This is a genomic window from Aeromonas sp. DSM 116730 (assembly GCF_046581335.1).
GTDB lineage: Bacteria > Pseudomonadota > Gammaproteobacteria > Enterobacterales > Aeromonadaceae > Aeromonas > Aeromonas rivipollensis.
On the sequence record NZ_CP144265.1, the window covers coordinates 38,474 to 57,094 of the forward strand.

An 18,621-nucleotide genomic window follows, 5' to 3' on the forward strand; every position below is an offset into this window, starting at 1 on the left:
CTATGCAGTGAGGCTTGTGCACTCTTCCCGTGCATGCAGACGGTTAAATCAAGCTGGCGTTGGGCCAGCATGTCGGAAATCCGCTTGAAGCGTTCGGGGGTCATGGCTTGTCTCTATAAAAGCATCAGGCGGCTCGCGCCGCCTGTGTGATCAGTTCTTCTGTCGACTCACCCTGAGCACATTGGGCATTACCCGGATCTTGCGCATTATGTTGGCAAGGTGGATGCGGCCCTTGGTGGTGATGAGCAGGGTGACCAGATAGACCCGGCCATCCTTCTCTTCTGTGCTGATGGCGTGGATGTTGGCGCCGGTGGCGGCAATCACGTTGGCCAGCTCCGCCAGGGCACCCTGGTGGTTGACGATCTCGATGCTGATGCCGGTGCGGAATTCCTGTTCCTGATCCTTGTCCACTTCCCACTGCACCGGCAGGTACTTGTCCGGCTCGCGGCTGTAGCCCTTGATGTTGCGGCAGGACTCCTGGTGAATGACCAGTCCCTTGCCCGGGCTGATGTGGGCGATGATGGCATCCCCCGGGATCGGACGACAGCAGTTCGCGAAGGTGACCAGCATGCCGTCGGCCCCCTTGATGGGCATCTTCTTGCTGCTGGATTTCGGTTGCTCTTCCGGCGGCAACTCGTCACCCAGCATGCGGCGGGCCACCATGACGCTCATAGCATTGCCCAGCCCCACGTCGGCCAGCAGGCCCTGTAGGTTCTCGTGCTTGGTGTCGGCCAGCACCTGCTTGATGCGCGGCTCGGGTATGTCTTCGATGTTCTTGGCGCCGAGGGCATGGTTGAGCAGGCGACGGCCCAGCACCACAGACTCTTCGGTGCGCAGGTTCTTGAGGAACTGGCGGATCTTGGAGCGCGCCTTGGTGGTCACCACGAAGTTGAGCCAGGCCGCATTGGGGCGGGCGCCCGGTGCTGTGATGATCTCCACCGTCTGGCCCGAATGCAGCGGACTGCTGAGCGGGTAGGGGTGACGGTCGACCCGGGAGCCGACGCAGGCGTGACCGATGTCGGTGTGCACCGTGTAGGCGAAGTCCACCGGGGTGGCGCCGGCGGGCAGCTCCATGATGCGGCCCTCCGGAGTGAAGACGTAGATCTCGTCCGGGAAGAGGTCGGTCTTGACCCCTTCGATGAATTCGAACGAGCTGCCGGCGCTCTGCTGCAACTCCAGCAGACTCTGCATCCAGCGCTGGGCGCGGATCTGGGCCGTGGTGCCCGAGCTGTCGCCATCCTGCTTGTAGGCCCAGTGGGCGGCGACCCCCTTGTCGGCCATCTGATCCATGAACTCGGTGCGGATCTGCACCTCCACCGGCACCCCGTGAGGCCCCACCAAGGAGGTGTGCAGGGACTGGTAGCCATTGCTCTTGGGAATGGCGATGTAGTCCTTGAAGCGGCCGGGACGCGGCTTGTAGAGGCTGTGCATCTGCCCAAGCACCCGGTAACAGGTGTCTATGTCCTTCACCCTGACGCGGAAGGCGTAGATATCCATCACCTCATGGAACTGCAGCTCTTTCTTCTCCATCTTGTTGTAGATGGAGAACAGATTTTTCTCGCGACCGCTGACCTGGGCATCGATGCCGGCCTCGCGCAGGCGACCCTCAATCTCGCTCTCGATGGAGTCGATGATCTCGCGGCGATTGCCGCGGGCGCGGCGTACCGATTCCCGCAGCACCCGGGAACGCATGGGGTAGAGCGCCTCGAAGCCCAGCTCTTCCAGCTCGTTCTTCATGGTGTGAATGCCGAGGCGGTTGGCGATGGGGGCGAAGATCTCGAGGGTTTCCCGGGCGATGCGGCGACGCTTGTCCGGCCGCAGTGAGCCCAGGGTGCGCATGTTGTGGGTGCGATCGGCGAGCTTGATCAGGATGACCCGGATATCCTGGGTCATGGCCATCACCATCTTGCGGAAGTTCTCGGCCTGGGCTTCCTTGCGATCGCGGAACTTCAGCTTGTCGAGCTTGGAGACGCCGGATACCAGCTCGGCGACGGCGTTGCCGAACAGCTCGGCGAGATCGTCCTTGGTGACCGGGGTATCTTCGATGACGTCGTGCAGCACGGCGGCCATCAGGGTTTCGTGATCGAGTCGCATGTCGCCGAGAATGCGGGCAACGGCAACCGGGTGGGTGATATAGGGCTCGCCGCTGGAACGCATCTGTCCCTGGTGAGCGTCACGGGCCACCACATAGGCTTGCCTGAGCTTCTCAACCTGCTCTGGAGGCAGGTAGGAACTGGCTATTTCTTTAAGGTTTTCAAATAAATACAAGACAGTCCCCGCAGCGGTGAAACGACAATCCGTGGAATTGAGGGTATGCCCTCGAGTTTGCGAGGTTTTCGAGCGGTTGTAAATGGGAAGAACAGTCGGCACCCGGGCGGGCGCCGACTATGAGAAATAACTGACTTAACCGCGGCCTTCGGCGATGGCAGCAACGGCAGCCAGCTCGGCGGCTTCCTGCTCTTGCTGCTCGTAGCGGTCCTGGGTATCCATCACCTGGTTGTTGACCAGACCCAGTTCGATCTCGCGCAGGGCGATCACGGTCGGCTTGTCGTTCTCTTCGTCGACCAGGGGATCTTTGCCTTGTACCGCGATTTGACGGGCGCGGCGTGCGGCGACCAGCACCAGGTCAAAACGGTTACCTACCTGTTTTACAGCATCTTCTACAGTAACGCGTGCCATGCAGGACTCCAGTGTTTGGGCTTTCTGTGTTTGAAAAAGCAGTGTTTAAAAATGACGCAAAAGTTTACTTGTTTTTGGCCTATTCTGCCAGTAGCTGTTGCAGCAAGTTTTGTTGGGCCTGCTGCTGCTGGCGCAATTCCAGCCGCTGGCACTCTATGATGGCCCTGAGCTGGAACAGCGCCTGCTCAAAGTCTTCATTGATAATGACATAGTCATACTCGTCGTAGTGCACCATTTCGGCAATGGCTTTCGCCATCCGGCCGGCGATCACTTCGCTGCTGTCCTGGCCGCGGCCGATCAGGCGGCGCTCCAGCTCTTCCCGGCTCGGAGGCAGGATGAAGATGGACTTGGTTGGCATCTGCTCGCGGATCTGGCGGGCACCCTGCCAGTCGATGTCGAGGAAGACGTCGATGCCCCTGGCCAGACAGGCCTCGATGGCGGCGCGGGAGGTGCCGTAGTAGTTGCCGAACACCTCTGCCCACTCCAGAAAATCACCGCGCTCGATCAGCGCCTTGAACTCTTCCACCTGCACGAAGTGGTAGTGCACCCCGTGCTCTTCGCCGGGGCGAGTGGCGCGTGTGGTGTGGGAGACGGAGAGTTGCATCTTGCCGGCGTCGTTGTGCTGGGTCAGCAAGGCATTGAGCAGGCTGGACTTACCGGCCCCGCTCGGGGAGGAGATGATATAGAGAGTGCCTTGTTGCGCCATGTCTGTACCTTTAAGCGATGACCCGTGTTTTGGTTGTAGCAGAGGCTGCCGTCATGTGCCCGAAAGGGAGACAGTCACTCGCAAAACGCGGGAAATTCTTGAGTCGGGAGGTTGTAAAGGCGGCGAATGTTAGCAGATGGGGGCGGATAAAAAAACGGCCGGAATCATATTCCAGCCGATCAAAGTATTCGTTGCTTGCTGCGGGAGCGTTACCCACATCGGCCGCTATTCTGCCCCCGGCACTCGGCTTGGGCCATCAGATTATCCCTGCCTCAGGGCTCGGAATTTCCGAGTTGCTCCTCAGCCCGGCAGCTGGCGCTCGGTACAGAGCCGCTCGAAGGCGGCGATGACACGTTCGCTGGTTATCTTGCGCATGGCGTCCGGATCCTTGAGGCGGGTGCGCCAGTCGAGCGCCGCCAGCGGCTTGCCGGTCTCCTGCTCGATCAATTCTTGATAGACGCTGACCGCGTGCTCGCGGCACAGATAGGGGCCGGTGCGATCCGGGTTGTGATGGGCGTAGAGGCCGATCACCGGCGTGCCCACCAGGGTCGCCATGTGGGTGGGGCCGGTATCGGGGGCCAGCACCAGGCTGGCTTCCTTGATGAGCGCCAGCAGTTGCTTGAGGTTGGTCTGCCCCACCAGAGCCACCGGCTTGCTCAGGCTCAGGCGCTGGATGTCGGCGGCCAGATCCCGCTCCAGCTTGGCCGGCCCGCCGCAGAGGTAGACCTGAAACCCCTTGCTGGCGGCGTGATCCGCCAGGGCGGCATAGCCTTCGGCGGTCCAGTTCTTGAACGCCTTGCTGGCGGCTGCGCAGATGAGCAGGGTCGGTTTGCCGTCTATCTTCTCCCGTGCCCAGGCCTGATGCTCGGCGCTGATGGGCAGTTGCCAGTCCGGGGTCAGATCCTGGATGCCAAGCTCTTTGGCGAAGGCGAGAAAGCCATCCAGCACATGGGGGGAGGTGGGGGACGGCACTTGATGGTTGGTGAACAGCCACTGGCCGTCGTTGGCCCGCTCTTTATCGAACCCGAGTTTGAGCTTGGCCCTGATGCCGAGGGTGGCGATGCTGGCCCGCAGGGCCGCCTGCAGGTGGAGCAGGGCATCGAATTTGCGCCCCTTGAGGGTGCGCCAGAGATCGCGGTAGCCACGCCAGCCCTTGCTCTTGTCGAAGGGGATCACCTCGACCCCGGGCAGATCGGCAAACAGGGTCGCCTCTATCTTGCCGGTAACCCAGGTGATGCGAGTCTCTGGCCAGGCCCGCTGGATGACGCGTACCAGCGCCAGCGCATGGCAGCAATCCCCGATGGCGGAGAGCCGCAGGATGCAGATAGAGGAGGGCGGCGTTTGGAACAGCGGCATGATGTGGCGCAATGGTGGCAAAATGGATGGATGGCATTATGCAAACTCCCTTGTGGATTGTAAAATTGCGCCAGCTGCCCGACCGGCACAGTCCCCATGACGGAATGCATTGCGCCCCACTATCGACCGGAATACTCATGATGCTGACACAGACCGCCCACAACCAGATCTGCTGGTATGCCGAAGGCGCCTTCCGCGACCCTTCCCCCGCGTTGTTCGATCCGGCCTGGTGGCAGACCCATCGGCAGGTGGTGGGCTCCGCCATAGGTCGCGGGGTGACCTGGTTCGTGAAGGATGAGTCGCGCCACCTGGTGCTGCGCCACTATTATCGCGGCGGCATGGTGGGCAAGCTGGTACGGGATCGCTTCTGGTTCGAAGGGGTCGAATCGAGCCGCGCCATGGCCGAATACCGTCTGCTGGCCCAGCTGAGCGAGCAGGGGCTGCCGGTGCCACGGCCGTTCGCGGCCCGCATGGTCAAGCAGGGGCCCTTCTATCGCGCCGACATCCTGATCGAGCGCATCCGTGGCGCCAAGGATCTGGTGGCCCTGCTCAAGCAGGGGCCCCTCGCCGACGAGGTGTGGCACAAGGTGGGTCAGACGGTGCGCCGGCTGCACGAGGCCGGGGTCTATCACGCCGATCTCAACAGCCACAACCTGCTGCTCGACAAGGAGGGCAAGGTGTGGGTGATCGATTTTGACAAGGGGGCTATCCGCTCCCCCGGCAGCTGGCAGCAGGCCAATCTGGAGCGGCTGCAGCGCTCCTTCAGCAAAGAGTCCCAGCTGCACACCAGCTTCCATTTCGTACCGGAGAACTGGCAGGCCTTGATGGCGGGCTATCAGGGCTGAGGGAGTGGCTGGGGCGGATGAGAGGGCACCAGGGAAAAGCGAGTTGACGCTGTTGCTCGGCGCAATCGCCAATGTTACTTATTGAGTGTTGCTGTCTGGGCAGACAGTCAGATCCGGTGTCGAGGCGCGTGATGGAAAGGTATGAGACTCCCGGGGTTGAGGTCATTACCCCGCTTGAGGTGACGCTGAAGGCAGAAGCCATGGCGATGCTGGAGGCCGGGATCTGGACCTGGTCGGCGGAACAGGGCCTGAGGCGCGATCCTTCCTGCCTGCAACTGCTGGGGCTGGCAGGGAACGAGCTGGATGATCTCGGCTGGCTGGCCCGGGTGCACCCGGATGACGGACCCCGCCTGGGGGAGGCCATCGACGCCTGTCGGGAGGGGCGCAGCAGCGGGTTGCGGCTCGAGTACCGTATCCTGCACCATCAGGGTCACTACATCCGGCTGGAGGAGCGGGTGCGCCGTGACGAAGGGGGCCAACTGCTGGGGGTGGTGCGCCATCTGGATGCGGCCATGCCCCAGCTGGACGATCGTCACGACACCGATCCCCTCACCGGGCTCGAGAGCCGCAGTCACTTCGAGTCGCTGCTGGACGAGCGGCTGGCCAGCGAGAGCGGCAGCTTCTGCCTGCTGCAGTTCACCGTGGATCACCGCAGCAAGATATTGCAGCTGTTTGGCGAGGCCGCCTGCGACGCCATGCTGGCCAAGCTGGCCCGCATAGTGCGCCGCGAATTGCGGCGGGAAGATCCCTTCGCCCGCTGGGACGAGGACGGTTTCATCCTGATGCTGTCCCAGACAGATCGGCTGAGCGGCCTCGAGATTGCCGAACGGCTGCGTCTCGAGATCGCCGATGCCAGCCTGCTGCCCGAGCGGCCGGTGACCGTCAGCATAGGCCTGGTGCAGAGCCAGAACGCCGAGCAGCTCGATCACCTGCTGGCCCGGCTTGCCTCCTGCCACGGCCAGGCCAGGCGGGAACGCAATACTGTAGTTGGCTGATTTTTAGTCAGCGCTCACTCACCTGCTGACGCCTGTGGGTCAAAGGAGGCTTGTATCGGCAGGCCTGGTGGTTCGTCACTCCGTGCTACGCGCCGGCTGGCGCTGGCAGACCCAGAGGGAGGCCAGCATCAGCAGGGCGCCGAGGCTGAGCCTGAACAGATCCGTATCCTTGCCCCAAAGCACCAGGTTGACCAGCAGACCGGCCGGGATCAGGGCGTTGTTCATGATGGCCAGCACGCCGCTGCTCACCAGGGTGGCCCCCTTGTTCCACAGGAAGTAGCCGAGCCCGGATGCCCCCACCCCCAGCCAGAGCAGTATGCCCCACTGCAATCCGCTCGTCGGGTATTGCGGTTGGCCCAGCAGCCACCAGGCGGGCAGGGCGACCACCAGAGCCCCCAGATAGAAGCAGCCGAACACCGCCAGCTGGGGCGGTTGCTGCGCTTCTCGGGCCAGCAGCACCTTGTAACCGACCTGGCCCAGGGCGAAGCAGAGGTTGGCTCCCTGCACCACCAGGAACCCCATCACATAGCTCTCGGTCAGGCCGTCGAAGCGGATGACGGCCGCCCCCAGCACCGCCAGCAGTGCCCCCCACAGGTAGGTCGGCTTGAAGCGCCCCTCCAGCATGTCGTGGATCAGGGTGACGTAGATGGGGGTGAAGATGGTGAACACCAGCACTTCCGGCACCGTCAGCAGCAGGAAGGAGTGGTAATAGAACAGATACATGATGCCGAGCTGGATGGCGCCGAGTGCCATCAGCTTGATGACCAGATCGGGGCGCAGCCAGCGGCGGCGCAGGAAGGGCAGGAACACCAGGCTGGCGAGGGCGATGCGGGTCAGCACCGAGAAGTAGGCGTCCACCTGGCCGGCGAGGTAGACCCCGATCAGGCTGAAGGAGAAGGACCAGAGCAGGGTAACCCCTATCAAGTAGTTCATGTGATTGAATTGTCGTCAGTTGTCAATTTGGAGGGCGCTATGATGGCCGAGTTGGAAAGCGCGATCCAGCGTTTATGGGAGCAGTTGCCACAGATCGGCGCTTTTGCCTTCGAGGCGAGCAACGGGGCGGGTTCCGCCACCGACTGGAACGGCCGTGGCGAGGGAGAGGTGCGGGTGACCGATCATCAGGGTGGCTGGCTCTTTACGGAGCAGGGGCGCTATACCACGCCCCATGGCCGGGTACTCACCATGCACAACAGCTTCTGGTGGCAGCGCGGCGAGCGGGGGATCAGCCTCTCCCACCTGCGCCACCAGGCGCCGGTGCTGCTGTTCGAGCTGCTGCCCCAGGGGGACGGGCGCTGGCTCACCGCCGAGGTGCACCTGTGCGGTCAAGATCACTACAGCGCCGAGCTGACGCAGACCGATGGCGGTTTTCTGCTGGGCTGGGAGATCAGGGGGCCACGGAAGAACGAGCGGCTCAGCTACCGCTACTGGTCGGAGGGCGGGAAACCGGCATAAAAAAACCGGCGCAGAGCGCCGGTAGCGGGGACAAATCGGAGGTTTTTTTTAAAACGGTCCCAAAAACAGGAGAGATACACTCTCGTCACACATTCAGAGATGGCATTCAGGCATTCAGGCATTCAGGGCATAGCTCAGCATGGCCTGCAGCTTGCTGTCGAAGAACCAGGGCAGGGTCAGCATCAGCAGGCCGAGCAGTCCGGCCAGCCGGTGGCGATACTGCCAACCGGCTATCAGCACCAGACCGCCGCACAATGTGGTCAGGATGCCTGACATAGGCTGGCCTCCCGACGGGCGCGACGCTGCTGTGCCCACTGGTTCAGGGCGACCGAACCCAGGATCAACGCCAATGCCACGGCCGTGGTGGAGTGCACCTGCTCGCCGAGGAAGAGGGCACCCAGCATGACGCCGAACAGCGGCACCAGGTAGTTGCTGAAGGAGGCGAAGGTCGGGCCCGCCTTCTGGATCAGCGCCATGTAGAGGAAGTAGACCAGACCGGTACAGAAGACCCCCAGCACTGTCACTGCGCCTATGGCCTGCTGGCTCGGCAGGGTGAGGGCGCTCAGATCGGTGACGAAGGGCGCGGCCAGCAGCAGCTGGATGGCTGACGAGATCAGTATGTTGCGGGCCACTACCACGGGGTGGTCCTTGGCGAAGCGCTTGATCATCAGCAGGCCGATGGCGAAGCAGCTGGCGCCGAACAGTATGGCCATGGCGCCGAGCAGACCGGCGTTCATGCCGTTGGCCAGCTTGGGCCAGAACAGCACCAGCACGCCGACGAAGCCGATGGCCACGGAGAGCAGACCACCCTTGGTGATTCTTTCACCAGAAATAAACAGGGGCGCAGCCAGAATGGTCACAAAGGGGATACAACCCATGACCACGGCGGCGATGGCGCTGTCCACATACTGCTGACCCCAGGCCACCATGATGAAGGGGATGGTGGCATCGAGCAGGGCGATCAGCATATAGGTACGCCAGGGGGTGTGCTCGCTCTTGAGGCGCATGAACAGGCAGAGCAGACCCAGGGTCAGGCTGCCGCACAGGGCTCGACCGGCTGCCACCATGATGGGGGGCAGTTCGGTAACGGCCTGATGCATGAAAATGAACTGGGAGCCCCACAACAGGCCTATCGCCAGCAATAACAGATAGCTACGCATGTTAATCTCCGATGTAATTCGCCCGCGCATTCTATGCAATCTGCTACTATGCCAAAAATGAATTGTCGTCATTCAACTATGGCCAATATCGATGGAACTCCCCCTTTCCCGCCTCGACCTCAACCTGCTCACCGTGTTCGACATGCTGATGCAGGAGCGAAACGTCACCCGTGCAGCGGAGCGGCTCCACCTCTCCCAGTCCACCGTCAGCCACGCCCTGGGGCGATTGCGCCAGGCGCTGGATGATCCCCTGTTCGTCATGAGCCGGCGGGAGATGATGCCGACCGAGCGGGCCAAGGCCCTGGCCGGCCCTGTGCGCCAGGCGCTGGCCATGCTGGAGCAGGGCTTGCGCCAGGCCAAGGGTTTCGATCCCGCCAGCGCCCAGCGGGTGTTTCGCATCGCCACCCCGGGCTCTGTGGAGCACGGCCTGGTGCCGACCCTGGTAGAGCGCATGGTCCAGCAGGCGCCCCATTGCCGGCTGGAGGTGTGCGAGCTGGCGGACAGCGACTATGAGCGGGAGCTGGAGAAGGGGGAGCTGGATCTGGTGATCGGTTTTGCCGGCGCCAACCATCTCTCCCCTCGCTTGTGGCGCGAGGAGTGGTTCAGCAATCCCCTGGTCTGCCTGTCGCCGCTCGGCAGCGAGCTGCCCGATGAGCTGGGGCCGGACGAGCTGGTGAGCCGCCCCCACATCCACACCTCTAGCTGGGGGCACAGCCAGGCCATGGTGGATCTCTGGCTGGCCCGCTTCGGGGTGGCGCGGGAGCTGGGGGTCAGGTTGCCGAGCTTCATGGCGGTGCCGCAGCTGATGGCGACCGGCCGCTATCTGGTGGTGGTGCCCGAGATGATAGGGCGCCACTTCTGCCGCTACTACCCGCTTCGGCTGCATCAGCTGGAGCCCGCCATTCCCATCGTCTACCTGATGGCGGGCCACCCGCTCACCGCCCACGACGAGGCGATCGGCTGGTTCAAGGGGCTGCTGCACCGGCTCGCCTTCGAGCGCTACGGTGCAGACGCGCTGGGTGCGCCGACTCAGCGCAACCCTGCGAAGTAGTCCAGCCCCATGGCGCTTTTTACCTGGGCCAGCACCTCGTCGGTGAGGGTGCGGGCCTGCAAGGTGCCCTGATAGAGCAGAGCCAGCAGCTTCTCCTTGTCGGCGATGGCCGCCTGACGGCGCTCCCGCATCGGGGCGAGCAGGGTTTGCAGGCAGTCGTTCAGCACCTGCTTGCAGCGCATGTCGCCGAGGCCGCCGCGCTGGTAGTGGGCCTTCATCTCGGCCACCAGCGCCTTGTCCGGGTGGAAGGCATCCAGATAGGCGAACACCGTATTGCCCTCCACCTGACCCGGATCGCTCACCTTGAGGTGATTGGGGTCGGTATACATGGCGAACACCGCTTGCTTGATCTCGTCCGCCGACATGCCGAGCTCTATGGTGTTGCCGAGGGATTTGGACATCTTGGCCTTGCCGTCTATACCGGGCAGGCGGCCGGTGTCGCTCAGGATCGGCTGGCACTCGGTCAACACCTCCTTGCCCACCAGGGAATTGAAGCGGCGCACTATCTCGTTGGTCTGCTCCAGCATGGGCAGCTGATCCTCGCCCACCGGCACATGGGTGGCGCGAAAGGCGGTGATGTCGGCGGCCTGGCTGACGGGATAGACCAGAAAACCGGCTGGAAGGCTGCGTTCGAACCCTTTTTGCTGGATCTCCGCCTTGACGGTGGGGTTGCGCTCCAGCCGGGCGACGCTGACCAGATTGAGGTAATAGGTGGTGAGCTCGGCAAGGGCGGGCAGGGCGCTCTGCAGGCAGAAGGTGGTCTTGGCAGGATCCAGGCCGACTGCCAGATAGTCGGCCATCACCTCCAGCACGTGATCTGTCACCTTGGCCGGGTTGTGGCCGTTGTCGGTCAGCGCCTGCAGATCGGCGATCATCACGAATTGACGGTAATGGTGCTGGGCCTCGACGCGCTGGCGCAGGGAGCCGACGTAGTGGCCTATGTGCAGTTTGCCGGTGGGGCGATCGCCGGTCAGGATAACGGGGTTGTGCATGTCACTCTCTCCAGTTGGGGTGGGCCGGGAGGCGACAAAGGGATGAAAACAATGACCGCCTCTCGGCGGTCACGGTGTTTTCTTTGGGAAAAATTACATAGAAAAGCAGTGCCGCCTGTTTATAAGCAGCACCACCAGTAGTTGTGATTGACGATGGTCATGTTCATGGCAAATCAAGCTACGCCTGTTTGATCACTTCTGCAAGGGTACGACCAGCAGATCGCAGGGCACAGTGTTCATCAGCTGGCGGGCGCTGGAGGTGAGCAGGCTCCAGAAGCTCTGGCGATGGCCGCACACCAGCAGGTCTATCTGGTAATCCTTGACCGCCTGATTGACCCGCTCGCTCAGATCGCCGCAGATCACCAGCTTCTTCTCTATGGGGTAGTCCACCGAGGCGAGGAAGGCCTCCAGCTTCTCTTTCGCTTCGGCGATCACCTGATCCTGCACGTTGTCGATGTCGATATCGATCATCTCGGTGTAGAGATCCTTGAGGTCCACGTCCACATGGATCACCGACAGCTTGGCGCCATTGGAACGGGCCCGGTCGACCGCCTTGTCGATCACCTTGCGGTTGTCTTCCGACAGGTCGATCGCCGCCAGTATGTGCTTGTAATAGGTTCCACTCATGGGAATTCTCCTCACTGATCCTGGGTTCACTATACCAATGTCCGCTGAAACTAAAACGGCGATGTCACCACAGTTTCAGGATTTCCATGGCAAGCCCGTACTCCCTGGTTGCCATTGCGGATAAAGAATCGCACATATTTTGAACAGGAGTTTGAAGCCGATCACAGCCGCTCTATTGCCCCGACCCAGGGAGGGGAATAGGATGTGCCCGTGCTTCGCAATGAACACAACACAACAAAAAGCATCTGAATAACGCTTTGGGGAGCCTTGTGCTCCCTCTTGTTTTTCTACCTTCCTTTCTCTGCTCCGACCCCCTTTATATCAAGGTAATCTGCTCCGTCATGGCTATGCTGTAGCCAATTCAAGCGGAGGTCTCTCATGATTATTCATCCCCAGATCCAGGGCTGCGTGGCCCGCAACTGCCATCCCATCGGCTGCCGCGCCGCCGTGCAGCAGCAGATCGCCAGCGTCAAGGCGGCGGGTCCCTTCAACGGGCCCAGGCGAGTGCTGGTGCTGGGGGCCTCCTCCGGCTTCGGGCTGGCGTCGCGCATAGCGCTGACCTTCGGGGCCGGCGCCGATACCCTGGGCATCTCGTTCGAGCGCGGGCCCTCAGACAAGGGGCTCGGCAGCGCGGGCTGGTACAACAATATCTGGTTTCGCCAGGCGGCGGAGCAGGAGGGACGCATCGCCATCAACCTGATCGGCGATGCCTTTTCCGACGCCCTGCGACAGCAGGCCATCGACTGCATCCGCCAGCAGCTGGGGCAGGTGGATCTGGTGATCTACTCCCTGGCGAGCGGCCTCCGGGTGTTGCCGGATGGCACTCAGGTGCGCTCGGTGCTCAAGACCACGGGCCAGCCCTTCAGCGGCTGGGGGCTGGATCTGGAGCAGGACACCCTGGTGCAGCAGTCATTGTCTCCCGCCACTCCTGAGGAGATCCGCGACACAGTCACAGTGATGGGGGGCGAAGATTGGCAGCTCTGGATGCAGGCGTTGCAGCAGGCCGATTGTCTGGCCCCAGGCGTTCAGACAGTCGCCTACTCCTACATAGGCCCTGAATCCACCTATCCCCTCTATAGAGACGGCACCATCGGTTACGCCAAGGAGCATCTGCACGCCACCGCCGAGACCATCAATCTGCAGCTGGCCGAGATTGGCGGTCATGCCTGGGTGTCGGTCTGCAAGGCGCTGGTGACCAAGGCGAGCGCCTATATTCCTGTGCTGCCGGTTTATCTGGGCCTGCTGATGGGGGTGATGAAGGAGCGGGGCGTGCACGAGGGCTGCATCGAGCAGATGCAGCGGCTGTTTGCCGCCAAGATGTACGGGCCCCATGGGGTGGTGGCCGACGGCAACCGCCTGATCCGGATGGATGATCACGAGCTGGACCCGGCCATTCAGGCCGCCGTCTCGGCGCTCTGGCCCAAGGTGACGCCGGACAACTTCCACGCCCTGGGGGACTTCGCCGGGCTGCGCCAGGACTTCATGGAGCTTAACGGGTTCGAGCTACCCGGCGTCGATTATGGGGCGCCGGTGGATGTCGCCTCCCTGACCGAACTGCTGCCCTGAGTCAGGTGCCTGTCTCAGGCGACGTTGCAGGCTGGCTGGTTGGGGGCAGGAGCCAGTATGGTCTGGTTGCGCCCCTGACGCTTGGCCTGGTACATGGCCATGTCGGCCCTGTGGATCAGCTGGCTGAGGCTGTCATCGTCCGGTGAGCGCTCCGCCACCCCTATGCTGATGGTCATGTGGGGGGCGGCCAGGTAGGCGATCCGGTTTCTCAGCTGTTCGGCCAGCCGCCAGCAGGTGGCGCCGTCCTGCGTCATGGCCACCAGAAACTCCTCTCCCCCCCAACGCCCGACCTGTTGCAGGTCAGGTGCCCAGCTCTTCAGTTCCCGGGCCAGCTGCCGTATGGCCTGGTCACCTGTCTGGTGGCCGTGCCTGTCGTTGATCTGCTTGAAGTGGTCGATGTCGATGATGAGCAGGGTCAGTGGCGCATCCAGCTGCCACTGCTGTTCCAGTTGCTCCAGCAGGGCGCGGCGGTTCGGCAGCCCGGTCAGCTGATCGAAGGTGGCGAGCTTGTAGAGGTGGCGCGAGCTGCGGTGCAGCCTGTGGGTGGTGAGCCCGAGCAGGATCAGGGCACCGATCAGCAGGACGACCAGCATCAGCTGGTAGTAGCGGGCGCTCTGCTGATACAGCAGTTGCTGGCGCTTGTTCTCGTTCTCCTGCTGCAACGCCAGGTTGCTGGCCTCGCTGCGGGCCAGGTCCATCTCGACCTGGAAGGCGGCGGCATGCTGGCTCAGGGTCTGATTGAAGTGCTGCCTGTAGTGCTGCATGTAGCGGGTCATGACACCATAGGCCTCGGGGTAGCGTCCCAGATCTGCCAGCAGTCTGGCCTGCATCGCCTTGCCCTCTATGCTGACCGGGCCTGGCTGGGTCGTCAGCAATTGCAAGGCCAGCTGGGTCTCCCCCCGTCCCTGCAGGGTTCTGGCCCGGATCTCGGTCAGCCGGGAGGCGGCATGGGGATAACCCAGCCCCTCATAGATGGCTTGCGCCTCCTCCAGGCTCTGCCAGGCCGAGTGCCAGTCTCGCTGCGCGTTGAACACCATGGCCCTGTAGCCGAGGACGATGGCGCGATAGTGGGGCGAGAGCCCAGGGGTGGCCAGCAGGGCATCGAGCAGCTCGCTCGCCCGATCGGGGCGCGCCATGTCGATGTAGAGCCGCGCCATGTTGGCCCGGATGATGGCCTGACTGTTGGGTTCGTTCAGTCGCACCATCTGTCCGAGGGCATCCTGATAGTAGGTCTCGGCCTCCCGGTGGAGGTTGAGATCGGCATAGAGGTTGCCAAGAGTCATCATCAGGCGGGCACACTGCAGGGTGGAGAGGGTGCTTCTGGGCCCTTTCTGCTTGAGCTGGAAGGCGGTCTTGAGCTCGGCGATCGCCTCCTTCATCTGCTGGGTACGGTAGAGGGCGAGGCCATTGAGGGCATGCCACTCGGACTCTTGCTGGAGATGGCCCAGGACGGCTGGCCTGAGCTGGGCCAGCAGCTGGAGGGCCTGCTCGGGAGCTTCGGTATCCAGGGTCAGGGCTATCTGTTGCAATCTGAAGTCGAGCAGGCGCTGGCTTTCTTGCTGGGCACTGGCCAGCCCGCGGGCGCGGGCGTTGTCCAGCAGGGCCTGCTGGTAGCGCCCCAGGGCGGCCTGGGCAAGGGCTCTGGCATGGAACAGCTCCATGTCCTGCTGCGGGCTGGCGTCGAGGCGCTGCAGATAGCCGACGGGATCCCGCGCCGCCTGCAATTCAGCCTCTTCCAGCAAGGAGGGAGTGGCCTGCAACTGGGTTATCCAGAGCAGCGCCAGTGCCATAATGAATCTCATTGAATCCTTTCCCCGACCACTGGCGCCATCATAATGGCTGACGCCACCTACACCATGTTTCTTTGCTTCTCTATAACCGTATGGGGGACAGGATGAGGCGAGGCTGGGTCACAACTGCGAGCGCTGGCCGTCGTATCTGGTTGCGTCAGGCTGCAACAGTGGCGACAATCGTGACCAAATCACAGTGGAGAATCATCATGTTGGCCAAAGCCATGATCGAGAAGTTGAACGAGCAGATTAATCTTGAATTCTATTCCTCCAATCTCTACCTGCAGATGAGCGCCTGGTGCGAGGACAAGGGCTTCGAAGGGGCTGCCACCTTCCTGCGCAAGCACGCCGCCGAGGAGCGCCAGCACATGGAGCGCCTGTTCACCTACGTGAGCGAGACCGGTGGCATGCCGCTGCTGGGGGCCATAGATGCGCCTCCCCACGAGTTCAACTCGCTGGGGGACATCTTCCGCACCACCCTGGAGCACGAGTTCCACATCACCAAGTGCATCAACGGCCTGGCCCATGTGGCATTCACCACCCAGGACTACTCCACCTTCAACTTCCTGCAGTGGTACGTGGCCGAGCAGCACGAAGAGGAGAAGCTGTTCAAGAGCATCGTCGATCGTCTGTCGCTGGTGGGCGAAGATGGCAAGGGTCTCTACTTCATCGACAAGGAGCTGGCCGAGCTGGCCAAGGGCGCCCCTGCCAGCATCATGGACGGCAACGCCTGATAGTCGTGGACACTTAGTGCTGCGCCAGTACAATACGGCCCCCTTGTGGGCCGTTTTCGATTGATGCAGCCATGAAACCGCCGCTGTGGTTTCGGCCATGCGATGACGGCTCCTTGGCAGGGGCCGTTTTTCTTTTGATGGGTGCGTGATGATGAAGCAGTGTGATGTGGTGGTGATCGGGGCCGGTGCGGCCGGCTTGATGTGTGCGGCCCAGGCCGGTTATCGGGGGCGAACCGTGCTGCTGCTGGACAACGCCAAGAAACCGGGCCGCAAGATCCTCATCAGCGGCGGCGGTCGCTGCAACTTCACCAACCATCAGGCCGGTCCCCACGCCTTCCTCTCCGGCAATCCGCACTTCTGCAAGTCGGCGCTGGCGCGCTACACCCAGCAGGACTTTATCGACCTGGTGGACAGGCACGGGGTGAATTATCACGAGAAGACCCTGGGCCAGCTGTTCTGTGACGAGAGCGCCAAGGAGATAGTCGAGGTGTTGCTCACCGAGTGTGACTGGGCCGGGGTGACCCTGCAGTGCCAGACCGAGATCCTCTCCGTCAGCAAGACGGATGACGGCTTCCTGCTCGACACCAGCAAGGGCGAGATCGCCTGCCACTCCTTGGTGGTGGCCACCGGCGGCCTCTCCATGCCCAAGCTCGGCGCCACCCCCTACGGCTTCAAGCTGGCGGAGCAGTTCGGCCTCACAGTGCTGCCCACCCGCGCCGGTCTGGTGCCTTTCACCCTGCATCAGGAACAGAAAGAGGCCTTCGCCGATCTCGCCGGGGTCAGCCTGCCGGTGGCGGTGACCGCCGAGGATGGCACCCGCTTCAAGGAGGCCATGCTGTTCACCCACCGAGGCCTCTCGGGCCCCGCCATACTGCAGATCTCCTCCTTCTGGCTGGCGGGAGAGAAGATCCACATCAACCTGCTGCCCGAGCTGGATATCCCGGCGGCCCTCAAGGCCTGGGCGCTGGCGCACCCGGCCCAGGAGCTGAAAACCGTGCTGGGGCGCGAGCTGCCCAAGCGCTTCGTCGACAAGCTGGTGGAGCTGGGGCAGCTCAACAGCAAGCCGATGCGTCAGTACAACGAGCGGGAACTGGAGGCGGTGGCCACCCTGCTGGGGGACTGGCAGATACTGCCGAACGGCACTGAAGGCTATCGCACCGCCGAGGTGACGCTAGGAGGGGTGGATACCAACGAACTCTCCTCCAAGACCATGGAGGCGCGCAAGGTGCCCGGTCTCTACTTCGTCGGCGAGGTGGTGGACGTGACCGGCTGGCTCGGCGGCTACAACTTCCAGTGGGCCTGGTCATCGGGCTGGGTGGCTGGCCAGTACTGCTGACCAGCCTTCGTTCTCATCAACTTCAGACGCGGCCGATTCAGGCCGCGTTTTTTATTGTGAGCGGCCTCGCCAGACGCTGGCTACCGCTGAGCCGCTAACCCTTCCTGATGGTCGGCAAAAAAGCGGTCAGCAGGCCGATCAGCGGCAGGTAGGCGCAGAGCTGGTACACGGTTTCTATGCTGGTCGCATCGGCCAGCTGACCCAGCAGGGCTGCGCCTATGCCCCCCATGCCGAAGGCGAAGCCGAAGAAGAGGCCGGAGATGGTGCCGACCTTGCCAGGCACCAGCTCCTGGGCGTAGACCAGAATGGCGGAGAAGGCCGACGCCAGGACGAGGCCGATGATGACCGAGAGCACCGAGGTCCAGAACAGGTCGACGTGGGGCAGCAGCAGGGTGAAGGGGGCAACGCCCAGTATGGAGATCCAGATCACCCGCTTGCGGCCGATGCGGTCACCGACCGGCCCGCCGAGCACTGTTCCCGCCGCGACGGCGAACAGGAAGGCAAACAGATAGAGCTGCGCGCTGTCCAGTGACAGGCTGAACTTGTCCATCAGGTAGAAGGTGTAATAGCTGCTCAGGCTGGTCATGTAGAAGAACTTGGAGAACATCAGCAGGCCGAGGATGGCCAGCGACCAGCCGATCTGGCGGCGGCTCAGGCCGTTGCCGGCATGGGCCTTCATCCGTTTATGGAAGTTGGCCCCGTGATGGCTCGACCAGCGCCCGACCAGGCTGAGCACCACGACGCCGACCAGCGCAAACAGCGAGAACCAGGCCGCGCTGCCCTGTCCCTGCGGCACTATGATGAGCGCGGCTAGCAGCGGACCTATGGCCGAGCCGAGGTTGCCGCCGATCTGGAACAGGGACTGGGCCAAGCCTGGCTGGCTGCCGGCCGCCATGCGGGCGACCCGGGAGGATTCCGGGTGGAAGACGGACGAGCCCATGCCGATCAGCATGGCCGACAGCAGCACGGCGCCAAAGCTGCCCGCCTGTGACAGGGATAGCAAGCCGATCAGGGTAAAGCCCATGCCGAGGGGCAGCGAATACGGCATGGGCCTGCGGTCTGTGTAGAGGCCGATCAGCGGCTGCAACAGCGAGCCCGTGAACTGATAGGTGAGGGTGATGAGCCCAATCTGGGTGAACGACAGGTCGAGGCCGAGCTTGAGCAACGGATAGATGGCCAGCAGCACCGACTGCATCATGTCGTTCAACAGGTGCGAGAAGCTGATCGCGGCAATCACCGGATAAGTGGTGGTGTTCAGGGGGTCGGCCGAGGGCAGGGCGGCGATCGGCGTGTCGGTATTCAAGGTCTTGTCCATGGGTGAGGTATCTGCGG

The 18,621-nt window shown here is 62.7% G+C and carries 18 protein-coding genes; 7 read left to right on the top strand and 11 right to left on the bottom strand.

The genetic code is table 11. The annotated features are described in order from the left end of the window. Positions 1 to 150 precede the first annotated feature (150 nt). The 4 genes from spoT to Aeroheme_RS00195 all read right to left on the bottom strand — a co-directional run bounded on the left by spoT (position 151) and on the right by Aeroheme_RS00195 (position 4,741). The gene (gene spoT, locus Aeroheme_RS00180; protein ID WP_106885353.1) at positions 151 to 2,268 is read right to left on the bottom strand and encodes a bifunctional GTP diphosphokinase/guanosine-3',5'-bis pyrophosphate 3'-pyrophosphohydrolase; all 2,118 of its coding nucleotides are present in this window, start codon (positions 2,266 to 2,268) and stop codon (positions 151 to 153) included. Positions 2,269 to 2,403: 135 nt separating this feature from the next. Continuing rightward, on the bottom strand, positions 2,404 to 2,679 hold the full coding sequence (gene rpoZ, locus Aeroheme_RS00185; RefSeq protein WP_005307060.1) for a DNA-directed RNA polymerase subunit omega: 276 nt from the start codon (positions 2,677 to 2,679) through the stop codon (positions 2,404 to 2,406). 79 nt (positions 2,680 to 2,758) lie between these two features. After that, positions 2,759 to 3,385 (bottom strand): guanylate kinase, encoded by a 627-nt coding sequence (gmk, locus tag Aeroheme_RS00190; RefSeq protein ID WP_106885352.1) that lies wholly within the window; start codon positions 3,383 to 3,385, stop codon positions 2,759 to 2,761. A gap of 300 nt (positions 3,386 to 3,685) precedes the next feature. After that, positions 3,686 to 4,741, bottom strand: a complete 1,056-nt coding sequence (locus tag Aeroheme_RS00195) for a glycosyltransferase family 9 protein (RefSeq protein ID WP_411166496.1) — start codon at positions 4,739 to 4,741, stop codon at positions 3,686 to 3,688. A gap of 140 nt (positions 4,742 to 4,881) precedes the next feature. Between Aeroheme_RS00195 and Aeroheme_RS00200 the strand changes: the two genes are divergently transcribed. Further along, positions 4,882 to 5,586 carry a 3-deoxy-D-manno-octulosonic acid kinase gene (locus tag Aeroheme_RS00200; RefSeq protein ID WP_411167275.1) on the top strand — a complete coding sequence of 235 codons (705 nt, stop codon included), beginning with the start codon at positions 4,882 to 4,884 and terminating at the stop codon, positions 5,584 to 5,586. A gap of 131 nt (positions 5,587 to 5,717) precedes the next feature. Beyond that, positions 5,718 to 6,581, top strand: a complete 864-nt coding sequence (locus Aeroheme_RS00205) for a GGDEF domain-containing protein (RefSeq protein ID WP_106885350.1) — start codon at positions 5,718 to 5,720, stop codon at positions 6,579 to 6,581. A gap of 75 nt (positions 6,582 to 6,656) precedes the next feature. Here the strand turns inward: Aeroheme_RS00205 and Aeroheme_RS00210 are convergent, their stop codons facing one another. Continuing rightward, positions 6,657 to 7,514 carry a DMT family transporter gene (locus Aeroheme_RS00210; protein WP_404839755.1) on the bottom strand — a complete coding sequence of 286 codons (858 nt, stop codon included), beginning with the start codon at positions 7,512 to 7,514 and terminating at the stop codon, positions 6,657 to 6,659. A gap of 42 nt (positions 7,515 to 7,556) precedes the next feature. Between Aeroheme_RS00210 and Aeroheme_RS00215 the strand changes: the two genes are divergently transcribed. Next, a complete protein-coding gene (locus Aeroheme_RS00215) occupies positions 7,557 to 8,033 on the top strand; it encodes a DUF6314 family protein (protein WP_411166497.1) in 477 nt (158 codons plus the stop codon). A gap of 114 nt (positions 8,034 to 8,147) precedes the next feature. Here Aeroheme_RS00215 and Aeroheme_RS00220 read toward each other — a convergent pair whose 3' ends face one another. Then, positions 8,148 to 8,309: a hypothetical protein gene (locus tag Aeroheme_RS00220; protein ID WP_005326376.1), complete on the bottom strand. Its 162-nt coding sequence runs from the start codon at positions 8,307 to 8,309 to the stop codon at positions 8,148 to 8,150. Continuing rightward, positions 8,294 to 9,193, bottom strand: a complete 900-nt coding sequence (locus tag Aeroheme_RS00225; protein WP_111911414.1) for a DMT family transporter — start codon at positions 9,191 to 9,193, stop codon at positions 8,294 to 8,296. Before Aeroheme_RS00225 ends, Aeroheme_RS00220 begins: the two co-directional genes overlap by 16 nt. Before the next feature lie 91 nt (positions 9,194 to 9,284). On the opposite strand from Aeroheme_RS00225, the gene Aeroheme_RS00230 reads away from it, so the two are divergent. Further along, a complete protein-coding gene (locus Aeroheme_RS00230; RefSeq protein WP_163135474.1) occupies positions 9,285 to 10,244 on the top strand; it encodes a LysR family transcriptional regulator in 960 nt (319 codons plus the stop codon). On the opposite strand, the gene trpS is transcribed toward Aeroheme_RS00230, so the two are convergent. Together trpS and Aeroheme_RS00240 are read right to left on the bottom strand one after the other, a co-directional pair. Beyond that, positions 10,223 to 11,236 (bottom strand): tryptophan--tRNA ligase, encoded by a 1,014-nt coding sequence (trpS, locus tag Aeroheme_RS00235; RefSeq protein ID WP_303807351.1) that lies wholly within the window; start codon positions 11,234 to 11,236, stop codon positions 10,223 to 10,225. The two genes, Aeroheme_RS00230 and trpS, sit on opposite strands and share 22 nt — an antisense overlap. Before the next feature lie 192 nt (positions 11,237 to 11,428). After that, on the bottom strand, positions 11,429 to 11,863 hold the full coding sequence (locus Aeroheme_RS00240; protein ID WP_025325220.1) for a universal stress protein: 435 nt from the start codon (positions 11,861 to 11,863) through the stop codon (positions 11,429 to 11,431). Between the two features lie 378 nt (positions 11,864 to 12,241). Between Aeroheme_RS00240 and fabV the strand changes: the two genes are divergently transcribed. Continuing rightward, complete coding sequence (gene fabV / locus Aeroheme_RS00245) at positions 12,242 to 13,429, top strand: enoyl-ACP reductase FabV (protein ID WP_106885345.1); 1,188 nt, start codon at positions 12,242 to 12,244, stop codon at positions 13,427 to 13,429. A gap of 14 nt (positions 13,430 to 13,443) precedes the next feature. Here fabV and Aeroheme_RS00250 read toward each other — a convergent pair whose 3' ends face one another. After that, positions 13,444 to 15,219 (bottom strand): diguanylate cyclase domain-containing protein, encoded by a 1,776-nt coding sequence (locus Aeroheme_RS00250; RefSeq protein WP_326490131.1) that lies wholly within the window; start codon positions 15,217 to 15,219, stop codon positions 13,444 to 13,446. A gap of 209 nt (positions 15,220 to 15,428) precedes the next feature. Here Aeroheme_RS00250 and ftnA point away from each other — a divergent pair, with 209 nt between their 5' ends. After that, entirely contained in the window at positions 15,429 to 15,953 is a 525-nt protein-coding gene (gene ftnA, locus Aeroheme_RS00255; RefSeq protein ID WP_005326403.1) for a non-heme ferritin, read from the top strand. A 151-nt stretch (positions 15,954 to 16,104) separates the two neighbouring features. Then, positions 16,105 to 17,289 carry an NAD(P)/FAD-dependent oxidoreductase gene (locus tag Aeroheme_RS00260; protein WP_411166498.1) on the top strand — a complete coding sequence of 395 codons (1,185 nt, stop codon included), beginning with the start codon at positions 16,105 to 16,107 and terminating at the stop codon, positions 17,287 to 17,289. A gap of 94 nt (positions 17,290 to 17,383) precedes the next feature. Here the strand turns inward: Aeroheme_RS00260 and Aeroheme_RS00265 are convergent, their stop codons facing one another. After that, complete coding sequence (locus Aeroheme_RS00265; RefSeq protein ID WP_411166499.1) at positions 17,384 to 18,604, bottom strand: MFS transporter; 1,221 nt, start codon at positions 18,602 to 18,604, stop codon at positions 17,384 to 17,386. Between the last annotated feature and the right edge of the window lie 17 nt (positions 18,605 to 18,621).

Excerpts from the sequence above, each read along its gene's own strand:
- Aeroheme_RS00200 (WP_411167275.1), top strand. The coding sequence starts at position 4,882 with ATGCTGACACAGACCGCCCACAACCAGATCTGCTGGTATGCCGAAGGC.
- ftnA (WP_005326403.1), top strand. The coding sequence starts at position 15,429 with ATGTTGGCCAAAGCCATGATCGAGAAGTTGAACGAGCAGATTAATCTT.
- Aeroheme_RS00195 (WP_411166496.1), bottom strand. The coding sequence starts at position 4,741 with ATGCCGCTGTTCCAAACGCCGCCCTCCTCTATCTGCATCCTGCGGCTC.
- rpoZ (WP_005307060.1), bottom strand. The coding sequence starts at position 2,679 with ATGGCACGCGTTACTGTAGAAGATGCTGTAAAACAGGTAGGTAACCGT.
- gmk (WP_106885352.1), bottom strand. The coding sequence starts at position 3,385 with ATGGCGCAACAAGGCACTCTCTATATCATCTCCTCCCCGAGCGGGGCC.
- Aeroheme_RS00265 (WP_411166499.1), bottom strand. The coding sequence starts at position 18,604 with ATGGACAAGACCTTGAATACCGACACGCCGATCGCCGCCCTGCCCTCG.
- Aeroheme_RS00205 (WP_106885350.1), top strand. The coding sequence starts at position 5,718 with ATGGAAAGGTATGAGACTCCCGGGGTTGAGGTCATTACCCCGCTTGAG.
- Aeroheme_RS00215 (WP_411166497.1), top strand. The coding sequence starts at position 7,557 with ATGGCCGAGTTGGAAAGCGCGATCCAGCGTTTATGGGAGCAGTTGCCA.
- Aeroheme_RS00230 (WP_163135474.1), top strand. The coding sequence starts at position 9,285 with ATGGAACTCCCCCTTTCCCGCCTCGACCTCAACCTGCTCACCGTGTTC.
- Aeroheme_RS00210 (WP_404839755.1), bottom strand. The coding sequence starts at position 7,514 with ATGAACTACTTGATAGGGGTTACCCTGCTCTGGTCCTTCTCCTTCAGC.
- Aeroheme_RS00250 (WP_326490131.1), bottom strand. The coding sequence starts at position 15,219 with ATGGCACTGGCGCTGCTCTGGATAACCCAGTTGCAGGCCACTCCCTCC.
- fabV (WP_106885345.1), top strand. The coding sequence starts at position 12,242 with ATGATTATTCATCCCCAGATCCAGGGCTGCGTGGCCCGCAACTGCCAT.
- trpS (WP_303807351.1), bottom strand. The coding sequence starts at position 11,236 with ATGCACAACCCCGTTATCCTGACCGGCGATCGCCCCACCGGCAAACTG.
- Aeroheme_RS00260 (WP_411166498.1), top strand. The coding sequence starts at position 16,105 with ATGAAGCAGTGTGATGTGGTGGTGATCGGGGCCGGTGCGGCCGGCTTG.
- Aeroheme_RS00225 (WP_111911414.1), bottom strand. The coding sequence starts at position 9,193 with ATGCGTAGCTATCTGTTATTGCTGGCGATAGGCCTGTTGTGGGGCTCC.
- Aeroheme_RS00240 (WP_025325220.1), bottom strand. The coding sequence starts at position 11,863 with ATGAGTGGAACCTATTACAAGCACATACTGGCGGCGATCGACCTGTCG.
- Aeroheme_RS00220 (WP_005326376.1), bottom strand. The coding sequence starts at position 8,309 with ATGTCAGGCATCCTGACCACATTGTGCGGCGGTCTGGTGCTGATAGCC.